The following is a 20,230-nucleotide window of genomic DNA, read 5'->3' on the forward strand; positions in this document are numbered from 1 at the left end:
CCCTCCTAAACCCCAGAATAGGCCATGAACCCACCATCAACTGGCACAGTAATGCCTGTCACAAATCCAGAATAGGACTCATCAACTAGCCATAACAATGTACCTAACAAATCTTCTGGTTTTCCAAAACGTCTCATCGGTGTATGTGTCATAATTTTATTCGATCTTTCTGTTAAAGAACCATCTTCAGTCATTAATAGATTACGATTTTGCTTTGTTAAAAAGAAACCTGGTGCTATCGCATTTACCCTCAAACCAGTTTCTGCAAAATGGGTAGCCATCCACATTGTAAAATTATTAATCGCTGATTTTGCTGCACTATAAGCAGGAACCTTTGTCATTGGTGAGTATGCACTCATCGATGATATATTAATGATGACAGGTGTTTCTTGTTCCAGTAGCATTTCGCCAAATACTTGGCTTGTTAAAAACGTCCCTGTAAAATTGCTTGCAAATACTTGTGAGAAGCCATCTCCTTCTAAATCAAAGAAAGATTTCCCTTCCACTGCCTCGCCATAAGTTTCCATAGCTGTGATTGCATCTGGATGATTTCCTCCTGCACCATTAATTAAAATATCTAATCTTCCAAACTGCGAAAGTATCACTTCTCTCGCATTCTCTAATGATGAACGATCTAATACATTGGCAGCTATTGCTATAGCTTTTCCACCATTGGAACGAATCTCCTCAGCTACCACTTCACCTTTTTCGACAGTCCGGTTTAGAATAGCTACTTTTACGCCATGTCTGGCAAGCTCACGACACATCTCCGAACATAGGACACCACTGCCACCTGTAACGACAGCAACTCGTCCTTGTATATTACCATGTACTGGAATCATTACTATTCCTCCATTTCTTTCAAATTAAAAGCGTCCCATAAACCATTTAAATACATAATTCCTAAAGCACGATCATATAATCCATAGCCTGGGCGGCAATCTTCATCCCAAATATGGCGGCCGTGGTCAGGTCTTACATATCCATCGTAATTTTGTTCAGCAAGTTCTTTCATGACACCTGAGATATTTATGGAACCATCCTCAGTAAGATGAGATGTTTCTATAAAGCTACCATTATCATAAATTTTCACATTACGAATATGTGCAAAAGGCGAACGATTAATATATTTACTGGCAAGAGCAACCATGTCATTCTCCGGATTCGAACCTAAAGAACCTGTACAGAACGTAATTCCGTTGGCTGGGGAATTTGAGATGGCTAATAATTTCTTCAAGCTTGCTCCACCTGTCATGATGCGTGGCAATCCGAAAAGTGACCATGGTGGATCATCAGGATGAATCGCCATTTTAATCCCGCACTCTTCACAAACTGGCAAAATCTCTTGTAAGAAATAACGCAAGTTTTCCCAGAGTTGTTCTTCATCTATCCCTTTATATGCCTCAAATAACTCTTGAATTCGACCTAATTTTTCTGGTTCCCAGCCTGGCAAGGTCATTGATGATGCAGATGAAAACAACTCAACCAATTCTTTCGGTCCAATTGAATCCAACTTTTGTTTGTCATAAAATAATGCTGTAGAACCATCTGGTAGTGGATGAAATAAATCAGTTCGTATCCAATCAAAAACAGGCATGAAATTATAACAAATTACTTTTACATTAAACTCGCCAAGATTACGGATTGTTTGTTTGTAGTTTTCTATATATTCGTCACGTTGTTCATTTCCAAGCTTTATCGATTCATGAATATTTACACTTTCAACTACTTCTGCGTGGAAACCGTAGGATTCAATATACGACACTTCTTTTTTAATTTCAGCCTTCGTCCAGATCTCTCCAACTGGCTTTTCATGGAGTGCCCAGACAATTCCCTTTACATTTGGAATCTGCTTTATTTGTTCAAGAGTAACTGTGTCATTACCTTTACCATACCAACGGAATGTCATGTTCATGTTGGACACCTACTTCTTATTAATTACATCTAAATATTTTTGACAAAGGTCAATTACTGCTGCTTCTCCACCTTTGTGATACGCCTTTGTTAAATCACTTCCAATTCCAACTGCGAAAGCTCCTGCATCTAACCACTCGGTAATATTCCCAGTATGAATTCCTCCAGTTGGCATCATTCTGACTTGTGGAATCGGCCCATTTACAGACTTAATGAAGGATGGATCCATATTGTTTGCTGGAAATAGCTTTACAATATCACAACCACTTTCTAAGGCACGTACAATCTCAGAAATGGTTAAGCAGCCTGGCAGGTAGGGAACTGAATAGCGATTACATAGTTCACTTATCTCCTTGCTGAAATGTGGACTAACAATAAATTTTGCGCTATGAAGTAATGCATGTCGAGCCGTTTCTGCATCCAACACGGTTCCTGCACCAACTACGGCTTGTTCATCTGCTAATGCATCAAATACTCGTTCAATATTTGGTGTTGTATAAGTAACTTCAATGGCATTAACTCCACCTTTAATGGCTGCCTTTGAAATGGAAATTGCTTCTTCTGCGTCTTTTCCTCGAATAACAGCAACTAATTTCATTTTAGATAAAGATTGCAATACTTCGAATTTCTGAATCACACTTATACCTCCTATTCAAAAACAATAAGTGCTTTTCTAACAAGATCAGGATTCTCTTCAACAAATGTGAATGCCTGCTGAACATCTTTCAAAGGAAATTTATGAGTAATTAAGCCATTGGACTGTAATCTTTCTTCATTTAATAAACTAACGACTTTCTTAAATTGATCCGTTTGCAAGCGCGAACCTACAATTGTTATTTCTTTTTTCGTGATTGGCAATTGGGCAACCGCTGAAGGGCGTTCATCAAATCCAAGGCATACAACAGTTCCTGCAATAGATGCGACCCGTATACTTAATTCAAATGTTTGCGGTAGGCACACTGCGTCTATGACGACATTAGCCCCCTCCCCATTCGTATACTCCATTACCTTCTCTTCAACCGATTCAGTTCCAGCATGAATTACCCAATCAGCACCATTTTCTTTCGCAAATGCTAATCTCTCTTCTTTTAGATCCGTCATCATGACACGAGCCCCTACATGCTTCGCCATTTTTAAAATACATATTCCAATTGGTCCACAACCTTGGACTAGCACGGTATCCCCTTCTTCAACATTTCCGCGCCAAACCGCTTGTGCACCAATTGTATACGGTTCAGCGAGCACAATCTCATCCCAATCAAGGGTTGGGTCAACAGCATGTAGTTGTTTTTCAGGGAGTACGAAATATTCTCGCATTCCCCCATCTTCGTGTACACCAAACACCGATAACTTTTCACAAACATTTGGACGCCCCTTACGACATGCATAACATTCACCACAATAGCGGATAGGTTCAACAATGACATGATCGCCAACCTTCAATTGGGATACCCCTTCACCGATAGCCACAACTTCCCCAGTTACTTCATGACCTACCACACGTGGATATGTTGCAAGTGGGTTTGTTCCATGATAGATATGCATATCTGAGCCACAAATACCAACACGTTTCACTTTTACAAGTACTTCATCTACTTTTGTAATAACAGGTTGGTCAATATCCATTAATACCATTTCCATTGCATTTTTAATTTGTACTGCTTTCATTTTTTCACCTCTTAATTAAATAGACTTGGTAAGAATAATGTTATTTGAGGTACAAAAGCTACCAGGAGCAGCACGATAAGCATCACACCAATAAATGGAATTAATTCTAGCGTAACCTTTCCCATCGAAACCCTACCTATTTGCGAGGCTACGAATAAGCAAACACCGACTGGTGGAGTAACAAGACCAATTACCATTGCTAACACCATCGTAACCCCAAATTGGATAGGGTCCATACCAATCGTTGAAGCAACAGGTAGTAACACTGGGAAAAGAATAACTAATCCAGCAATCGTTTCCATGAAAGTACCAACAAAAAGGACTAATAAAATAATCAGTAAAATAACAATCACAGAATTAGTTGATATCCCTAAAATAAGATCAGCAACCATTTGTGGAATACGTTCACTTACCAAAATCCAGCCAAAAAGGTTAGCAAATCCTACAAGTAACATAATCGAAGCAGTTGAAGACATTGTCTGAACCATTATTGCTGGAATTTTTCTAATTGGTAATTCCTTACAAATAAATATTCCTACAATTAGAGCATAGATAACAGCAACAATCGATGCCTCAGTTGGTGTGAAATAGCCACCTAAAATTCCGTATAAAATAATAAGGGTCATTAATAGCGCCCAAAATGCGCCTGTGAAACTTTTCCAAACTTCTTTTAATGATTTCTTTTCCCCTTTTGGATAATTCCTTTTGACCGAAATTAAATAAGTTGGAATCATTAACCCTAAACCAATTAAAATTCCTGGTACTGCACCAGCCAAAAATAAATCACCAATTGAAAGGGAAGCTAATGTACCAACGATTATCATCGGAAGTGACGGTGGGATAATTGGTCCTACCACTGAAGAAGATGCTGTAACCGCTGCAGAAAACCCTGCTCCATAGCCCTCCTTCTTCATCGCTGGGATAAGTATTCCTCCAATACTAGCTGTATCCGCAAGTGCAGTACCTGAAATTCCAGCAAAACCCATTGAAGCACCAACATTTGCTAACCCTAAACCACCACGGATACGACCAAGAATGCTATTTGCAAATGCAATAATCCTGTCTGTAATACCACCTGCGTTCATTAAATTTCCTGCCAGAATAAATCCGGGAATACAAAGTAGTACAAATGAATTTAACCCTGTGAACATTTTTTGTGGAATAATTGCTAACGGGATATCAGCGAATATTAAATAAATAAGGGATGAGAGACCTAAGCTAAATGCCACTGGGACACCTAGAAAAATTAAAATGAGAAAAGAAATGAATAATATTAGGGCCATCATATTTCCCCACCTCCTTCGACTTCATAATCATTCTTTTTGTTACTCAGTAAAAATCCAATTCTGACTAAAGAAAACAGGAATAAGAATAAACTCATAATAAAAATGCCTGCATGTATAACTGACATTTGAAAAGGCATCGTCGCAGAAGCTTGACTCTTTCCTAATTGAATAAATGCATATCCTTCTTTTACCATAATTGCACTTAATATAAGAATCGTAAAATTTATACCTACGTCGTAATATCTTCTCACTTTTTCAGAAAATCTACCTATAATAACATCTACGTTGATATATTCATTTCGAAGTAATGCAAGTGGTGCTCCGAAACAAATTCCATACAAGAATAAATATCGCGTTAACTCCTCTGTCCAAACATACGAGTAAGGAAAGTAACGGGATAATATTTGAACCATTACTATAACAATAACCCCCGAAAAACAGACAATTGTTAAAAAGGCTAGAATTCGAGTTATCCATTTTAAAATATTCATCATTTAGCATTACTCTCCTTTCTAGAGGAAAGGCACTGTTGAACGTAGTTCTCTCAACGGTGCCTTTCAAACGACATCTTATTCAGCCGCTAAAATTCTTTCATATAAATCCAATTGCTCTTCTGTTAATGAGGATTGAATAGCTGGGAGCATTGCTTCACGGAAAGCTTCTTGATCAACATCAATGAATTCCATTCCTTCTGCTTTCAAAGCTTCTTCAATCGCTCCAATTTCTTGTTCGTATAGCTCGTCACCATAAGCTTGAGCTTCTTTAGCTGCTTCTAATACAGCTTCGCGTTGTTCATCCGTTAATGAATCCCATTGCTTATTTCCTACTAAAATATAAATCCAAGAATAAACATGCTCAGTTCTATTTACGTAATTTTGAATTTCATATAAAGCGCCACTTTTGATTAAGTCTACTGGGTTTTCCTGACCATCAATAACTCCTTGCTGTACGCCAGTAAATACTTCATTAAAGTCCATAACTTGAGGTTTCGCACCCGCAGCTTCCCATGCTTTCAAGAATAAGGGAACATTTGGAACGCGCATGCTAAATCCACTTAAGTCAGCTGGAGTTTTAATAGGATCGTTAGATGTTAAATTACGTGGTGCACGAGTATGATAATATAACGTGGTTAATTGGGCCTTTTCTTTAATTTCGGCTTCAATCTCTTCACCCAATTCACCTTCAACAACGGTTTTCACATGTTCTAAATCTTTAAATGCATAAGGAACTGCCATTAACGCAGCTTTTGGAGCCCAGTTTTGTAATGTTTCTCCAGATATAACCATGTCTGCTGTTCCTGCTTGGATCGCATTAATTGTATCTGTTTCTCCACCTAATGAATTATTCGGATATATATTAATTTCAATTTGACCATCTGTTTTTTCTTTCACAGAATCAGCAAACTTCACAGCTGTTTTGTGCCAGATATGATTTTCATCCGATAAATGTCCTAATTTCCATTTAACTACTTTCCCCTCTGTACTAGTAGAACCACCACCGCACGCAGTTAACATTAGCATGACAGCTAAAATTGCAGATACTAAACTCCATTTCTTCATTCGTTTTTCCCCCTAGTAATATATTGTTTTATTATATTTCTTGAAAAAGGCAGCCTTTGGTTACCCATTTCAACTATTATTTTTTTAAGTACTCATAAACCGTTGTTGCAATTGAAATACCTTCTTCTAGATTTTTTTCTTCATTTAATTGCTCGATTTCTCCAGGTACAAATACTTGAGAAAAACCAGGAGCTGGCGGAACATTTCGTAATTCTTCCATCATTTGATCCATTTGTTCTAAAAATGTATTAGTATCTGTAAAGAATCCAGGGTTAATCGCACAGAAATAATGTCCAAGCTTACGCTTTTTATCTAAATCACCATACATTTTAGCAACATGTGGGCCAAAAGCAGCTCCAGCTAATAAACCAGAGAAGATATCAACGATAAGAGATAGGCCATACCCTTTAGGGCCACCAAATGGTGATAAAGAAGCCACTTTTGTTGGGTCAGTTACTGTTTCACCATTTTCATCCACACCCCAACCAGCAGGTATTTCCTTTCCTTCTTCCTGATACTGAAGGATTTTTCCAAATGCTACATTTGACGTTGCCATGTCTAGGATCATAGGCTTTTTTGTTTTTGCAGGAACACCATAGGCTATTGGGTTTGTTCCTAAAAATGATTCTTTTCCACCAAATGGAACAACAATTTTATCTGTATGAGTCATCGCAATCCCAATCAGATTTTGTTCTGCAGCTTTTTGAACAAAGTAACTTAACGCTCCACAATGGCTGCTATTTATTGCTGTGACCATTCCAACACCATTTTCTTTTGCCATATCCATTGCATGTTGCATAGCAATATCACTAATTACATGGCCAAAACCATCATCTCCATCAACGATTCCAGTAACTGGACCTGTTTTTTTGAATTCAATGTTAGCATTTGGATTAATTCCACCCGCTTGAATTCGGCTAACATAATGCTCTGTTCGAAGTACGCCATGAGAATTAACATTACGCAAATCGGCATGAACAAGAATCGCTGCTATTTTTTCAGCGTTTTCTTTATTCACCCCTGCTCCTTTTAATTTCTTTACTACTAATTCTTTTGCTTCTTCATGTGGAATAACTACTTTTGACATCTTGATCCCCCTACTCTAAATTCAAATGTATCTTCTTCATCTCTTCCTGCAAGGAGGATGATTGTAAACTATCAATAATTGCTGCATCTAAAAGAATATGTGCAGATTGATCGAATTGATTTCCTAATGGCTGTATGGTAGATGGTTCACTAGGCAGGCGATGCTTAGTAGCAGCTGGAATAAGGAGACCACCACTACACCATGTACTACTAAGAGCATCCCGATTCGTTGTAACAAGAAATACATGCGCACCAACTTTAAAAGCGCTTTCACCAATGTGTACAGTTTGCGCTGTTTTACCAGATCCAGATAAAACGATTAATACATCTGAAGACCCAATCGCTGGCGTTGTAGTCTCTCCAATAACAAACACTCGTTTTCCACCATGCATTAATCGCATAGCTATTGCTTTTGCAACTAAGCCAGAACGACCTTCACCTGCAAAATAAAAGGTTCGATCTTCCTGAAGCAATTGAACAAGTGCACTGTATTCTTCCTCTGAAACTTGGCTACAAACTGTCCTCAATTCATCTAAAATAGTAGAAATCGTGTTCATTCAATGCTCCTCCTTTCATCGTTCAATTATTGGGTCATTTTGTATGAAAGCTATTACTTCATCTAAATATGGTAATCCTTCATTATCTCCGGATACATTTGTGACAAGTGCTCCTACACCATTGGCAAAGCGCAAGATTTCTTTCGGCTCATAATTGTGTAAGTACGCATAAATATAGCCAGCATCAAAACCATCTCCAGCACCTACTGTGTCAACGACTGAAATTTTGAAGGCTTCTCCTTTTGTCCATTCACCATTGCGATAAAGCATGGATCCATTCCCACCATCTTTAATAACGAAATCACGAATATTATAGTGATGGGCAAGTTCTGCTAGTTCTTTCTTCGAATCTTTACCTGTAATCAAACGAATTTCATCTAAACCTGTTAATAAAATGTCTACATTCGGAAAAATCATTTCATAAACTTTTCGCGCTTCCTCCATTGTCCATAGTTTTAGTCGGATGTTTGGATCGAACGAAATAGGAATGCTTTTCGCTTTTGCTCTTTTTATAATTTCCATAACAATATGTCTGTTTTTTTCATCTATCGCTAAGTAAACACCTGTTAAATGAATTAGATTGATTCCATCAAACATCTCGTCTGTTATGTCCTCAGGTGAAATAGTTAGAATAGGAGACTGATAGCGATAGTAATTTGTTTTTCCTGAACCATCCGCTTGAATCTCTTTAAAATTTAACGATGTGGGGTGTCCATCAACAAAGTTCACTTGTGACATATCGACACCCTCACCACGAGCAAAATTATATATAACTCTACCAAATTCATCTTTACCAAGACGACTCACCCATCTACTAGTAATGCCAAGCCGTGCACAGCCAATGGCAAAATTCAATTCTGCTCCACCCATCTTGCGCTCAAAATGAGTGACATAACGTAAAGGGCCTGTTGTCACAGGATTCATAGTAATCATAGCGTCGCCAATTGTTAATACATTAAATTGTGATGACATTCTACATTCTCCTTGCTGCTACACTGATCCCCTCTTAATCAACGATGGCAAATATCTTTTAATCTCATATTCTTCATCCAGTTGTTTATTACCAATCAACTCTAGTATTTTTATTGCTGCATCTTTTCCCATTTCAAAGGTTGGTTGCTTTACTACGGTTATTGGAGGGGTTGAAAAATCTAAAAATGGTGAATCATCGATTGCTGTAACGCTTACATCTTCAGGGATACGAAGGTTCTTCGCCTTCAAAAATTTCAACAGTTCAATTAACGACAAATCATTTGTAGCAAAAAAAGCACTCGGACGATCCTCACCTTCCCAAACTTTTTCTAAACGATCAACAATTTCATGTCGATCTGCTGTTATAATCCAATCCTTATTTAAAGGTAATCCATTATTAACTAATACCTTTTCAAATCCAGCTATTCGTTCCATTCTAGGTGTTATCCCTCTTGTTACTGATGTACTAACTAAACCAATTTTAGTCTTTCCACTTTGAATAATTGGGTCAACTGCAAGCTGTGCTGCTTTTTCATTATCTAACATCAAGATAGGGTAAATAGGCGGGTCCATTTTACGGTCTAAGAAGACAATCGGAAAATTGGATTTTTTTATTTTTTCATACAAATCAGCATTCCCGCTAGTAGGAAAAATGATTAATCCATCCACTTGCTTTGCCATTAACATTTCAATATAACTTCGCTCTTTTTTCGGATCATCATCTGCATTACACACAAATAGATGAAAATCGTTATTTTCACAAACATCTTCGATTGAACGTATTATTTCTGTTGAAAACATGTGAAGAATATTTGCAACTATAACTCCAATCGTTGAAGTTTTCTTTTGCTTCAAGCTCTTTGCAATTTGATTTGGGATATACCCAAGTTCATAAATTGCTTGCTCAATACGTTTTTTTGTGTCCTCAGCCATATATTCATAACGACAATTTATGAATTGTGAAACTGTACTTTTTGATACATTAGCTTTTTTTGCTACATCTTGCATTGTTACTTTCTTCATTTTTAATTTCCTCACTAGTAAATCGGTTTAGTAAATCGGTTTAGTAGAATTATAAATGAAAACCCTTTCAAAAATCAACTGTTTTTTTGCAAAAAAACTAAACTATCAGACTTTTTAAATCGATTATACAGATTATCACGTTCAAGCTTCATTAAAATAACAAAAAAATCCTTGCACACCATATGCAAGAATTTTCTTGATTTCATTATTTGAAAAATTAGCTTAATACCTTATACAACAAAATTGACGGACCAGAAACCTATTATCCACAGAACCGTCACCACTGTTTCATCGATACAGACGCTCTAATCTATTTGCAGCAGCATAACGCTCTTCTTTACGTAGTTTTTCCAAATAGTTCTCTAGTGTATTGCCTCGAGTGTGAAAGGGACCACCTTCGTGCATGACCACCCACATCGGGTCAACTGGAGAATCAGATATGAGCATCTGTTCCGCTACCCATTCATCCAGAAGTATTAGTCCTTGAGCTACTATATCTTGGCGTTTGTCTACAAGATTATGAAGCTCGTGTGGATCGTTTTCTATATCAAAAAGCATGAGCTTAGGTAATTCCTTGAAGCCATCATGATAGGTTCTGATTAGGATCCAATTATCAAATCGAACGGATCGCTGACAACTCCATGCGTTTTGGCTCACAACGAGATATGGACGACCTATTGACTTTCCTTCTGTCAAAGCAGGTAAGAAGCTTTGGCCATCCCATTTTCCTCTTGGCTGACCTCCGGCATATTCGACAAAAGTTGGTCCAAAATCGATTTGATAATGGAAATCCTCTTCGACATGACCAGCTTTTATTCCAGGTCCAGCTATAATACAAGGAATGCGACTTGTTATATAATCTGCTGTATGATGATCACCATATATATTAAGTTCTCCTTGATTTTCCCCATGATCAGCTGAAATAACGATGATGGTTTCCTCTAAGATGCCCTTCTTATCCAATGCTTGAACAATTTTTCCAATATGATCGTCGACATAACGAATCGCTGTATCATACCCATCAATCCACTTTTTAAAATCCTCCCGACACGTTATCTCACTCGGGAGTCCTGGCCACTGGCCACCAGGGAGGTCACGAATACTCCTTGGCCCATAACCTTCTCTCTGTTTTGCAATAATTTCCTCTGTTAACCAGTCTGGAGCAGGATCATGTTCGAAAGGATTTCCATATTCTTCAGGAGTTCGGTAAGGGGTATGTGCATCCCAGAAATTAAGATATAAAAACCAATCCTCTTTCTCCGTACCTCTTTCCTCAATCCAACGTAACGCTTCTTCCGCTACATCTCCTGCTTTTTCCCCGGCATGCTTACCTGTATCATGTGTTTCCACAAAGCCTTGTAGCACATGCCAAGCTGCATGAAGGCCTGGAAACGGACTAATCATTGCTGTATGAAATCCAATAGACCTTAAGACGTCGACCCATGCCTGGTGTTCGGTCCCATGATAGTTAAAAGGTCGTTCTGCCCCAATTGGACGTATATCTGCTTGACGTCCCCCATGGTTCACTACACCATTATGAATGCCATATTTTGCACTAAATAATGCGGTACGAGAAGGAGCGCACGGCGCATCTGATGCATAATAATTTGTAAAACGCACTCCTCGCTTTGCTAATTTATCAATATTGGGAGAAGTTTCACGGTGATAACCATAACATCCTAAATGATCAGGACGAAGAGAATCGATATCGATATATAAAATTTTCATATTGGTACCCTTCCCTTTCTAATAATTAATTTAGCGTTTAAATTAATTGTATATTCTTACTATTAAATTTCAAGTCTAAATCTTTTTGATCTATCGTGGGTGGACACAGGGACAAGTATATTACCCATACAAAATTTGTAAAATAAACACACAAAAGAACCCTTAACATTTAAAAGGGCTATCTTGGTCACACTATAAAATTTGTGTTAAAAGCATTGGCTATAACGTTGCAAATGCTGAAATCAATTAGTAGATTTATCTACGGGAATGAAGGTTTATTTTAGGGAATCAAGAATCAGGTTAAAGATCCTAGCTGATAAATAGACGGAAAAATTCCACTTAATTCGTCATTATTATAAAAAAAAGCTTAAATAAACGGAGAGATTCCGCCTATTAACTCGAAAAATGCGAAAATGAGGGATTTTGCGATGCTTAATCGGAAAACCTCCCCTTATTTACCCCAAAACGAGCACCATTCGATATTTAACCGGAAAATCTCCGCTTATTTTACTTTTGTTGGTACCGCCGATCAAGGGCAAGACATCATATTAAAAGAAAGTGAGTTTTCCAAGAGAACCTCATTTTGATGTATTATGGTGAACACCATATCACAAACAAGTGAAGTTTCAAGCAAGGGAGTCTTAAATAAAAATTGATTTACCTCCTCTTCTACTAAAGCTGTGTTAGTTGAAGAACTGGTCATTAGATTATAAAAAACGCAGCGGATGCTAAAACCCCTGCGTTTTTCTGTGTGAAATTGTTGTCTAAAAGTATGCGAATTAGCTTGATATTGACCTTATTAATTCGGTTTTTCTACTTCTCATCAACCGAACTACTTAGAGAACCTTCACCACTGCTTCCTTCTTTAAACAAAAATTGGCTATAATAGGTCCTAGTATAAAAGATGTTCTGAAGAATTTCACTTAAATTACGAAGCTAAGTGCAGCTATAAATCCTGTCCAAACAGAGCACAAATTAACAGGCATTTTGTCCACATTAAACTTATTATATTTGTAGGAGTTGAAGCAGATGGCATTGGTAGAATCGTTACAAAAGGCAATAGACTACATGGAGGAACATTTACTAGAGCCTCTAACGATTGAGGAGATAGCGAAACATGCAAATGCATCTCCTTTTCACTTTCAACGTACGTTTATGATCTTGACCGATTTATCTGTCGGAGACTATCTTCGACGACGCCGTTTAACCTTGGCAGCCCAAGAGTTAACCAGCACAGCTAGCAAAATTATCGACCTTGCTTTTAAATATGGCTACGAAACTCCCGAAGCTTTCTCAAAAGCTTTTCGTAAACAGCATGGAATGACTCCGAGTGAAGCGCGAAAAGGGATTGGGAAGCTACAATCTTATAACCGCCTGAGGATACAGGTGAATTTGAAAGGAGCAGAACCGATGAAATATAAAATTATTGAAAGAGACGCTTTCCAAGTAATTGGAGTAAAACGTGAATGTCCATGTGGGACTGACACAGAAGGTCCGGGTATCCCAGAGTTTTGGGGTGAAGTCAGTGCAAATGGAACAGTCAACAAGCTGATGCAATTTATCAATGGAGAAATTAAGGGTTTATTAGGAATGACTGACAATTACAATCCTGATAAAAATACGATTGATTATTGGGTTGCTGCGGAGCATGTTGGAGACGTGCCGGATGGATTATCTAGCTTTCAATTCCCCGCATCCAAATGGGTCGTTTTTGAAGTACATGGGCATGCTCCAACGGCAATGGTCAGTGCTTGGAAACTAATTTATTCAGAATGGATCCCTTCTAATGGATATGAAATAGCTGAGCTTCCAGCCATAGAAGCTTACATCGATTCTGATCTCTTTAGTCCAAATGCATTGAATGAAATTTGGCTTGCCGTAAAATAGAACCTTGTACTTTACAAAAAATAAGTGCGCTGTCATACGTACGAAAGATGGGAATTCGTTAGACTGAATCCTCATCTTTCCTTTTTGATAGATATAATTCTGGTAGACTAGGTTCATCGTCCATGCAAAAATTGTAAAACACACATCAAAGAACCTTTAGCCATCATAAACGAGGCACTCATTCAAAAAGGAAGCACTTAGAACCGTCCCCACTGCTTAAAGTATTACCCCCGAAAAATCCCCTTTCAACACTTCTTTTTCATGCTGATTTTCGCATGAAAAGTTCGCCAAAATAGCAGTTCTATCTTTTTCATTCTTTTCGTATTTTTCAATGGTCACTTCACAAATGATGGTATCTCCCGTAAATACAGGTCTTAAAAACTCAAAATTCATATTCCGAGCCATTACGTTATAATCCCCACCTACTTTAGTTGGGAGGGTTGCTGTTAATAATCCTTGAACGACAAGTCTTCCTTGTTCATCTGGAGTGATATGATGAATGCCTTCATCACCTGAAACTTCAGTAAATAATTCCACATCCCTTACTGTAAAGGTTCGTTCAAACGTAATAATATCTCCTACTTTTAATGACATATCCATCTCCCCTTTCTTTCATTATGTAAGTGAATCTTGAAGTTTCCAATCTTTCGGCTTGATGTTCTTATCGATCCATTTCTTTGGTGGGGCTTGGTATGGAGTGGTGGGCATTAAATCACCATTGTGCCAGCTAGCTGCTCCTGACCGAAGCATTTCAGTGAGTAGAACTTGAATAAATTCTTCTGGTTGAAGTTGGAAGGAGTAGCGTGCAAAATCTTGGAACCAGCCACAGCTTAGTAGGTAGTTATCCACTTCTTCTTTTGCTAGTCCGTTTTTAATGATTAATGTGTATGCAAAGATCCTCTTAACGGCATGCCATGAATTTTTTTCTGGAGTTTTTAGAAACTTTTCATACCTTGTTCTAGCCGCATCAATGGCAGTCTGGGGATTCTCTATTAGGGGTCCATGTCCTGAATAAGCCTTTTGAATTCGGAGTTTAGAAATCCGATCCAAACTTTCTATCGATCGTTGAATAGATCCAACACCTTCACGAAAGATATTAATCCATCCGATATCATTATTGTGAAAGAGATCCCCGCAAATTAATATTTCTTCTTCCGGTTCATATAACGAGATATGACCTAACGTATGACCTGGTGTGTGTAAAACCTTCAAGATTCTACTTCCGGTATTAATCTCGTCATTATCTGAGAGCTTTGTCTGAACCAGATAAGGTTCTACAGGTTGATCCAACCATTCTGCACTACAGGCTTCATAATCACAGGAATTTATTAAACTAGCGTCCCAATGATGCGCAGCAATTTTCACCCCATAGTTTTGTTGAAAATGAAAATTTCCTCCTACATGGTCACTATGATAATGCGTGTTTACGATAAGATGTAATTCCTCTGGTGAAACACCTGCTTCCTTAATTAACTGCTCAGTCTCGTTCACATCACTACCAAAACCAGTATCAATAAGGATTGGTAACTTATCCTTAATCAGGATCATGTTTGCGCTTGGGTATTTTCTTTCCATGAAAATAATAGTAGAGTTCTGCATATGCTTTTCCTCCTTAAATTCCATGACTACACGTTGATGATCGAACGTTCACTCAACTATATTATAATCAGAATACTCAGAACAAAATAGCTATTTCTCTAATTCAGCTTAGTTGGGAGAGCCACTCCTCCATTTATATGGGACATATATTCGAATGCGGTTGTTCCATATACGCTTTTAAAGTGTTTATTTAAATGGGTTAAATCAACAAAATTACATTCCGCTACGGCTGAATAAATATCTCGATTTTTGTCTAATAAACGCTTTGCACGTTCCACTTTGTAGTTAAGAAAGTATTGGTATGGTGAAATTCCAGTATGAGCCTTGAATAATCTGATAAACTTATATTTTGATATATTAAGCTCTTTGCATATCACATCAAGTTTAAGAACACTACCTAAGTCGGTATGAAGAATTTCCTTTGCTTTTCTAATTAGACCGTCATCTTTTTTATATTCTGTAGAAAGATTAGTTGGATTTAGGCTATCTGTGAGGGATAAAAATAATTCCGTGCATAATGCCTCATCTTTTTCACTTAAAATAGCACTGGCAAGATTTAATATTTTTTGTTCCAGTCGATCATCATACACAATCGGCGTTGAAAAACGGACCATATCTTTTTTCTCCATAACCTTTAAAAGCATTTCTGGCTCAATGTATAACATGACATAATCAAGGCCTGTTTCATCATGCGCCATCCCGTCATGTGCCTGTTCTGGATTAAAAAGCATCACACCATTTTGATAGGATAATTGTAAACTTCCATCCAAATGATATTGTTGAATACCTCGCAATGTTACACCGATTGCATACTCCTGGTGAGCGTGGTTTTTATACCGAAAATCAGTCATACTTGCTGACAATGCAGTAATACCGGCCGATTTTTTATAGATAAATTTGTCCATATCATTCACCTCTCCATTATCTTACCTACATCCATATCATTATTGCAGAATAAGCTAATAATAGTGACATCGTTACATTAACCATCTTATTATACTTCTGTAAATACTTCTTGAAGAGTGTACCGAAAAGAACCCATGTTATAAATGCTAAAAATCCGATTAGAGTTATGGCTAAAACACTTATTGTCACCGCTGACATTGCGAGATAGTGAGGCAAAATAAAGCTAGGAATTACCGTCATTGTAAATAGAACCACTTTGGGATTTAAAAACTGCATAAGGAATCCATTCATAAAGGTGCCCGTTTGGTTTACCGTGGATTTGGATGAATCCATTTTGTAAATTTGATAAGCTAGATAGACCATATAAATGCTCCCAACTATCTGCAATACGACTAATATTTTTGGTATTACCGTTACAAGCATCGTATTCAACATAGCAGAAATAACAAGTAATAACCCAAAAGCAATCGTTGCTCCATACGTGTATTCCATTGCTTTTTTTGCGCCAAAATTATGCACCGTTGATAAGATGACGATATTAGTCGGTCCTGGAGTAATAGTAATGATAAAACAGTATAGTAAAAAAGATGTAATATTCATGAGAAAAACTCCTTTCAAAGTATCCTCATGTAATCATACATCTTAAGATTAAATGGCATATAGTATGTTATTGCACGGTTACTTGGACCAGGTACCCTTCCGTCCATCCACTCTTAGCACAAGAAACGACTGCTTAAACAATCGCACTCGTTTGTTTAATAAGGATTTTTATAAACTCATACTTGCAATAAGAAGATAAATACCTGTGAAACTCAAAAGGATATATGTAAATATCTTAAAAATCCGTTGATTAAGCCAATGGAAAATAATTTGACCTATAATCAACCCTATAAATACAACTGGAATTGCATAAATACTTGATTCCCATATTAATTTATTCGTACCTGTAAAGATTATTTGAGTAATTAGACTGATAAAATAAATAAACAGATAGAACGCTAAAGTAGTTGCTCTTAACTTCCCTTTTTCAGTATCAGTTCCTGTAAAGTAAAGTAATAACGGAGGACCTGGCATACCAATACTTGTTGTTAAAAGACCAGATACCCCACCAACTATGAAATCCCTATTACGAGTTGACTTTACTCTAAAGTTAACTATTAATAACAATGTTAATACTAAGAGCAGTACACTAACTCCTATTTTAAAAACGTTAATGTTAATGGAAATAAAGATTAATATACCAAAAGGTACACCCACTATACTTCCGATAATAAACCTCTTTAAAAGTGTAAAATCAATGTCTTTGCTTATTTTCCATATTAATGAAATTGAAATAAGTAATGATAAAATTATGTTTATTTGTATGGCTTCTTGCGGAAGAAACAACATCAGTAAGAAAGGTGTTGCCATTATGGAAAATCCAAAACCTGTACTTGTTTGCAGGATAGAAGCCACTAATATAATACATAAAAAAGTTAGCACATTCTCCAAATTTGACCTCCTATAAAAATAAACGCTATTAGTATTGGATCATTGACTCTGGCAGGAAGACAGACATTCATGTAAGATCCCCAAAGGATTTAAAGCAATCTATTCCTTTCTCCCCTTCTTCAGCTGTATGAAAATCAAACTGAGAAAGCATGCACAAATGAAACTGTTTACCCAATTCTTTGGACACCCCCTACTTCTTTACACGCTAGCATCATATACCCAAATCTCTCTTAGTCTCCATTTCTTCCTACTAATTCCACATATATTACTATTATTTTAATCACATTCATACAGAAACTCAAAGCTATTACTAAAAGAAAATTCTGGTGACATAAACAAAACAGTATTGACTTAATAGCCAGTCCACCATTATAGTTATATACATAACTATATAACCATATATGTGTAGCACACATATATAGAATAGTGGGCGATTAACATGAAAAAGACATTTGATCAGGATAAGCCAATTTATTTGCAAGTTCGCGAAAAAATTGAAGACCAAATTATTAATAATCAACTAAATGAGGGAGAGCAAGCACCTTCGACAAATCAGCTGGTGAGTTATTTCAAAATCAACCATGTCACGGTGGCCAAAGGGATTAATCAATTAGTGGAAGAAGGAATTCTTTTTAAAAAGCGAGGAATTGGTATGTTTGTAGCCGCGGGGGCGAAAGAGAAACTCGTTCAAAAACGTAAAGAATCTTTTATTGAAGAGTATGTAATCAAGTTAGTTCACGAAGCTGATAAGTTAGCAATCACTGAAGAAGAAATCATTGGATTCATAAAAACTGTAAAAGGTCGTGAAATAGATGAAGGTTAGAGCCGAAAATTTACAATTAAAATACGGGAACCAATTGGCACTTAAAGATATTAATTTTGAGTTAAGCGGTGAGAAAATATACGGGTTACTCGGCAGAAATGGAGCGGGGAAAACCTCTCTTCTATCCATGTTGGCATCATTCCGTGAACCAACCTCTGGATCCATTACCATTAATGGCGAAACACCATTTGAAAATGCTGACATTATGCAACAGGTTGCATTTCTGTATAGCAAAGACTATAAGGATGAATCTGATAATGTCATCGCAATGTTGGATGGTGTACAACGATACCGCCCACATTTTGACAGAGACTATGCTAGTTATCTTGTCGATCGCTTTAAACTTGATAAAAAGAAGCCTATCAAACAGTTTTCAAAGGGAATGCAATCAGCCGTGAGTATCATTATTGGTTTGGCAAGTAGAGCACCTATCACCATCCTTGATGAGGTATATCTTGGTCTGGATGCTCCTTCAAGAGATATCTTTTACAAGGAACTTTTAGAAGATCAAGAGAGGCATCCAAGAATTATTATTTTATCAACGCATCTTGTATCAGAAATGGATTATTTATTTGATGAAGTAATCATTTTAGATAAAGGTACCATTTTACTTCAAGAAGATTACGATTCCTTAATCACAAAAGGAGCGACTATTACAGGAAATGCTGCATTAGTCGATGACTTTGTACGAACGAAGAAACAGATGAATGTTCAACAATTAGGAAATACAAAAGCAGTGATGGTTTACGGAGAACTTAGTGAGCAAGAGCGCCAAGTGGCATTGGGTAAAGGGCTTGAAGTTGCACCAGTCTCCCTTCATGAGATGTTTGTTCATTTAACAGAGGAGGAAATGTAGTATGAAACAACATGCAATTTTCCCTAAAGTAGCAACCGATATATTTTTCACCCAATTAAAATGGGCAAGTGGTTTTTTAGGAGTATTGTTTATCGTTAATATTGGTAAATTAGTGCTATCAAGTATTTACGGGTATGAAGCTGAGGGATTTTTTAGTTCCATTTTTGTTGCAGGAAATATTTTTATGCTTGTAGTTGGAATTCTAGCTATCTATTTCCTTCCACATTATGTAGGAAACGGCGTGACAAGAAAGGATTACTTTACCGGAACAGTTCTAGCTTCCATTGGCTTATCTATTACTATCCCGGTAATAGCCTTCTTAGTATCTATCCTGGAACAATTTATTCTAAATATGGTGAATATAGCTTTAAGAGCACAAACCATTAATGACGTGGACATTGACGATAATATTATTGGCGATATTGTACAATCCATTATTATAACGCCTTACGTTGCTCCTCAACAAAATTGGCTGTTGGCTATCGGTGTACTAAGTCTAAATCTCTTTATCAATTATTTAATTGGTTGGTTAATTAGTTCAAGTTTCTACCGATTAAATGTTGTAGCTGGTTTAGGATTTATTTTGCTTGCAATTAATATTAAAATGCTAAAAGACACTTTCCTCAGAATTTCACTAGATTTACCTGTACCTGGTTGGTTTTCTAATTTAGACTTTCTGCCATCTGGAATTGCATTGGTGGGGATTTTACTTCTCGTAATTATTTCTATTTGGTTAATTCGTTTATTGACTAGGAGAGTTTCTGTTAAATTGTAGCTGGAGTGGACGAGTGGCCTGTCCCTCCATTCACCAGGTTAAGCACCAGAGTTGATAAATAGACGGAGAGATTCCGCTGTGCATAAGCGGAATCTCTCCT

21 protein-coding genes are annotated in these 20,230 nt (G+C 37.1%); 4 read left to right on the forward strand and 17 right to left on the reverse strand.

Annotated features, from left to right (window positions below):
• Positions 1–5 precede the first annotated feature (5 nt).
• The 12 genes from BK580_RS20060 to BK580_RS20115 all read right to left on the reverse strand — a co-directional run bounded on the left by BK580_RS20060 (position 6) and on the right by BK580_RS20115 (position 11,793).
• Positions 6–842 (reverse strand): SDR family oxidoreductase, encoded by an 837-nt coding sequence (locus BK580_RS20060; RefSeq protein WP_078382052.1) that lies wholly within the window; start codon positions 840–842, stop codon positions 6–8.
• Between the two features lie 2 nt (positions 843–844).
• Positions 845–1,915, reverse strand: a complete 1,071-nt coding sequence (gene uxuA, locus BK580_RS20065) for a mannonate dehydratase (protein WP_078382053.1) — start codon at positions 1,913–1,915, stop codon at positions 845–847.
• A 9-nt stretch (positions 1,916–1,924) separates the two neighbouring features.
• Positions 1,925–2,551, reverse strand: coding sequence for a bifunctional 2-keto-4-hydroxyglutarate aldolase/2-keto-3-deoxy-6-phosphogluconate aldolase (locus BK580_RS20070; protein WP_211279052.1), 627 nt, complete (start codon positions 2,549–2,551; stop codon positions 1,925–1,927).
• A gap of 11 nt (positions 2,552–2,562) precedes the next feature.
• Positions 2,563–3,582 (reverse strand): zinc-binding alcohol dehydrogenase family protein, encoded by a 1,020-nt coding sequence (locus BK580_RS20075; protein ID WP_078382054.1) that lies wholly within the window; start codon positions 3,580–3,582, stop codon positions 2,563–2,565.
• Positions 3,583–3,593: 11 nt separating this feature from the next.
• Entirely contained in the window at positions 3,594–4,868 is a 1,275-nt protein-coding gene (locus BK580_RS20080; RefSeq protein ID WP_078382055.1) for a TRAP transporter large permease, read from the reverse strand.
• Complete coding sequence (locus tag BK580_RS20085; RefSeq protein ID WP_235864081.1) at positions 4,865–5,362, reverse strand: TRAP transporter small permease; 498 nt, start codon at positions 5,360–5,362, stop codon at positions 4,865–4,867. Before BK580_RS20085 ends, BK580_RS20080 begins: the two co-directional genes overlap by 4 nt.
• Before the next feature lie 75 nt (positions 5,363–5,437).
• A complete protein-coding gene (locus BK580_RS20090; protein WP_078382056.1) occupies positions 5,438–6,427 on the reverse strand; it encodes a TRAP transporter substrate-binding protein in 990 nt (329 codons plus the stop codon).
• Between the two features lie 76 nt (positions 6,428–6,503).
• Positions 6,504–7,514 carry an ureidoglycolate dehydrogenase gene (gene allD / locus BK580_RS20095; RefSeq protein WP_078382057.1) on the reverse strand — a complete coding sequence of 337 codons (1,011 nt, stop codon included), beginning with the start codon at positions 7,512–7,514 and terminating at the stop codon, positions 6,504–6,506.
• A gap of 10 nt (positions 7,515–7,524) precedes the next feature.
• Positions 7,525–8,070, reverse strand: a complete 546-nt coding sequence (hxlB, locus tag BK580_RS20100) for a 6-phospho-3-hexuloisomerase (protein WP_078382058.1) — start codon at positions 8,068–8,070, stop codon at positions 7,525–7,527.
• Positions 8,071–8,085: 15 nt separating this feature from the next.
• Entirely contained in the window at positions 8,086–9,042 is a 957-nt protein-coding gene (locus tag BK580_RS20105) for a sugar kinase (RefSeq protein WP_078382059.1), read from the reverse strand.
• A gap of 18 nt (positions 9,043–9,060) precedes the next feature.
• Positions 9,061–10,065: a LacI family DNA-binding transcriptional regulator gene (locus BK580_RS20110; RefSeq protein ID WP_078382060.1), complete on the reverse strand. Its 1,005-nt coding sequence runs from the start codon at positions 10,063–10,065 to the stop codon at positions 9,061–9,063.
• Positions 10,066–10,353: 288 nt separating this feature from the next.
• Positions 10,354–11,793, reverse strand: coding sequence for a sulfatase family protein (locus tag BK580_RS20115; protein ID WP_078382061.1), 1,440 nt, complete (start codon positions 11,791–11,793; stop codon positions 10,354–10,356).
• Positions 11,794–12,822: 1,029 nt separating this feature from the next.
• Here BK580_RS20115 and BK580_RS20120 point away from each other — a divergent pair.
• The gene (locus tag BK580_RS20120) at positions 12,823–13,680 is read left to right on the forward strand and encodes an AraC family transcriptional regulator (protein ID WP_078382062.1); all 858 of its coding nucleotides are present in this window, start codon (positions 12,823–12,825) and stop codon (positions 13,678–13,680) included.
• Positions 13,681–13,896: 216 nt separating this feature from the next.
• On the opposite strand, the gene BK580_RS20125 is transcribed toward BK580_RS20120, so the two are convergent.
• The 5 genes from BK580_RS20125 to BK580_RS20145 form a co-directional block, all read right to left on the reverse strand.
• The gene (locus tag BK580_RS20125) at positions 13,897–14,274 is read right to left on the reverse strand and encodes a hotdog domain-containing protein (protein ID WP_078382063.1); all 378 of its coding nucleotides are present in this window, start codon (positions 14,272–14,274) and stop codon (positions 13,897–13,899) included.
• Between the two features lie 21 nt (positions 14,275–14,295).
• Positions 14,296–15,279 carry an MBL fold metallo-hydrolase gene (locus tag BK580_RS20130; RefSeq protein WP_078382064.1) on the reverse strand — a complete coding sequence of 328 codons (984 nt, stop codon included), beginning with the start codon at positions 15,277–15,279 and terminating at the stop codon, positions 14,296–14,298.
• Between the two features lie 98 nt (positions 15,280–15,377).
• Complete coding sequence (locus tag BK580_RS20135; RefSeq protein ID WP_078382065.1) at positions 15,378–16,184, reverse strand: helix-turn-helix domain-containing protein; 807 nt, start codon at positions 16,182–16,184, stop codon at positions 15,378–15,380.
• Positions 16,185–16,209: 25 nt separating this feature from the next.
• A complete protein-coding gene (locus BK580_RS20140; RefSeq protein ID WP_078382066.1) occupies positions 16,210–16,785 on the reverse strand; it encodes a LysE family translocator in 576 nt (191 codons plus the stop codon).
• Between the two features lie 168 nt (positions 16,786–16,953).
• A complete protein-coding gene (locus BK580_RS20145) occupies positions 16,954–17,676 on the reverse strand; it encodes a sulfite exporter TauE/SafE family protein (protein ID WP_078382067.1) in 723 nt (240 codons plus the stop codon).
• Between the two features lie 439 nt (positions 17,677–18,115).
• Here BK580_RS20145 and BK580_RS20150 point away from each other — a divergent pair, with 439 nt between their 5' ends.
• The 3 genes from BK580_RS20150 to BK580_RS20160 are packed head-to-tail and all read left to right on the forward strand — an operon-like array spanning position 18,116 to position 20,130.
• A complete protein-coding gene (locus tag BK580_RS20150) occupies positions 18,116–18,499 on the forward strand; it encodes a GntR family transcriptional regulator (protein WP_078382068.1) in 384 nt (127 codons plus the stop codon).
• The gene (locus BK580_RS20155) at positions 18,489–19,355 is read left to right on the forward strand and encodes an ATP-binding cassette domain-containing protein (protein ID WP_078382069.1); all 867 of its coding nucleotides are present in this window, start codon (positions 18,489–18,491) and stop codon (positions 19,353–19,355) included. Before BK580_RS20150 ends, BK580_RS20155 begins: the two co-directional genes overlap by 11 nt.
• Before the next feature lies 1 nt (position 19,356).
• Complete coding sequence (locus BK580_RS20160; RefSeq protein WP_078382070.1) at positions 19,357–20,130, forward strand: hypothetical protein; 774 nt, start codon at positions 19,357–19,359, stop codon at positions 20,128–20,130.
• The last annotated feature ends 100 nt before the right edge of the window (positions 20,131–20,230 follow it).

Source organism: Sutcliffiella halmapala, assembly GCF_002019665.1.
GTDB classification, from domain to species: Bacteria; Bacillota; Bacilli; order Bacillales; family Bacillaceae_I; genus Sutcliffiella_A; species Sutcliffiella_A halmapala.

Coding starts and splice junctions, on each gene's coding strand:
- BK580_RS20060 (WP_078382052.1), bottom strand. CDS start 842: ATGATTCCAGTACATGGTAATATACAAGGACGAGTTGCTGTCGTTACA.
- BK580_RS20120 (WP_078382062.1), top strand. CDS start 12,823: ATGGCATTGGTAGAATCGTTACAAAAGGCAATAGACTACATGGAGGAA.
- allD (WP_078382057.1), bottom strand. CDS start 7,514: ATGTCAAAAGTAGTTATTCCACATGAAGAAGCAAAAGAATTAGTAGTA.
- BK580_RS20140 (WP_078382066.1), bottom strand. CDS start 16,785: ATGAATATTACATCTTTTTTACTATACTGTTTTATCATTACTATTACT.
- BK580_RS20130 (WP_078382064.1), bottom strand. CDS start 15,279: ATGCAGAACTCTACTATTATTTTCATGGAAAGAAAATACCCAAGCGCA.
- BK580_RS20115 (WP_078382061.1), bottom strand. CDS start 11,793: ATGAAAATTTTATATATCGATATCGATTCTCTTCGTCCTGATCATTTA.
- BK580_RS20160 (WP_078382070.1), top strand. CDS start 19,357: ATGAAACAACATGCAATTTTCCCTAAAGTAGCAACCGATATATTTTTC.
- BK580_RS20090 (WP_078382056.1), bottom strand. CDS start 6,427: ATGAAGAAATGGAGTTTAGTATCTGCAATTTTAGCTGTCATGCTAATG.
- BK580_RS20075 (WP_078382054.1), bottom strand. CDS start 3,582: ATGAAAGCAGTACAAATTAAAAATGCAATGGAAATGGTATTAATGGAT.
- BK580_RS20110 (WP_078382060.1), bottom strand. CDS start 10,065: ATGAAGAAAGTAACAATGCAAGATGTAGCAAAAAAAGCTAATGTATCA.
- hxlB (WP_078382058.1), bottom strand. CDS start 8,070: ATGAACACGATTTCTACTATTTTAGATGAATTGAGGACAGTTTGTAGC.
- BK580_RS20125 (WP_078382063.1), bottom strand. CDS start 14,274: ATGTCATTAAAAGTAGGAGATATTATTACGTTTGAACGAACCTTTACA.
- BK580_RS20135 (WP_078382065.1), bottom strand. CDS start 16,184: ATGGACAAATTTATCTATAAAAAATCGGCCGGTATTACTGCATTGTCA.
- BK580_RS20085 (WP_235864081.1), bottom strand. CDS start 5,362: ATGATGAATATTTTAAAATGGATAACTCGAATTCTAGCCTTTTTAACA.
- BK580_RS20155 (WP_078382069.1), top strand. CDS start 18,489: ATGAAGGTTAGAGCCGAAAATTTACAATTAAAATACGGGAACCAATTG.
- BK580_RS20080 (WP_078382055.1), bottom strand. CDS start 4,868: ATGATGGCCCTAATATTATTCATTTCTTTTCTCATTTTAATTTTTCTA.
- BK580_RS20105 (WP_078382059.1), bottom strand. CDS start 9,042: ATGTCATCACAATTTAATGTATTAACAATTGGCGACGCTATGATTACT.
- uxuA (WP_078382053.1), bottom strand. CDS start 1,915: ATGAACATGACATTCCGTTGGTATGGTAAAGGTAATGACACAGTTACT.
- BK580_RS20150 (WP_078382068.1), top strand. CDS start 18,116: ATGAAAAAGACATTTGATCAGGATAAGCCAATTTATTTGCAAGTTCGC.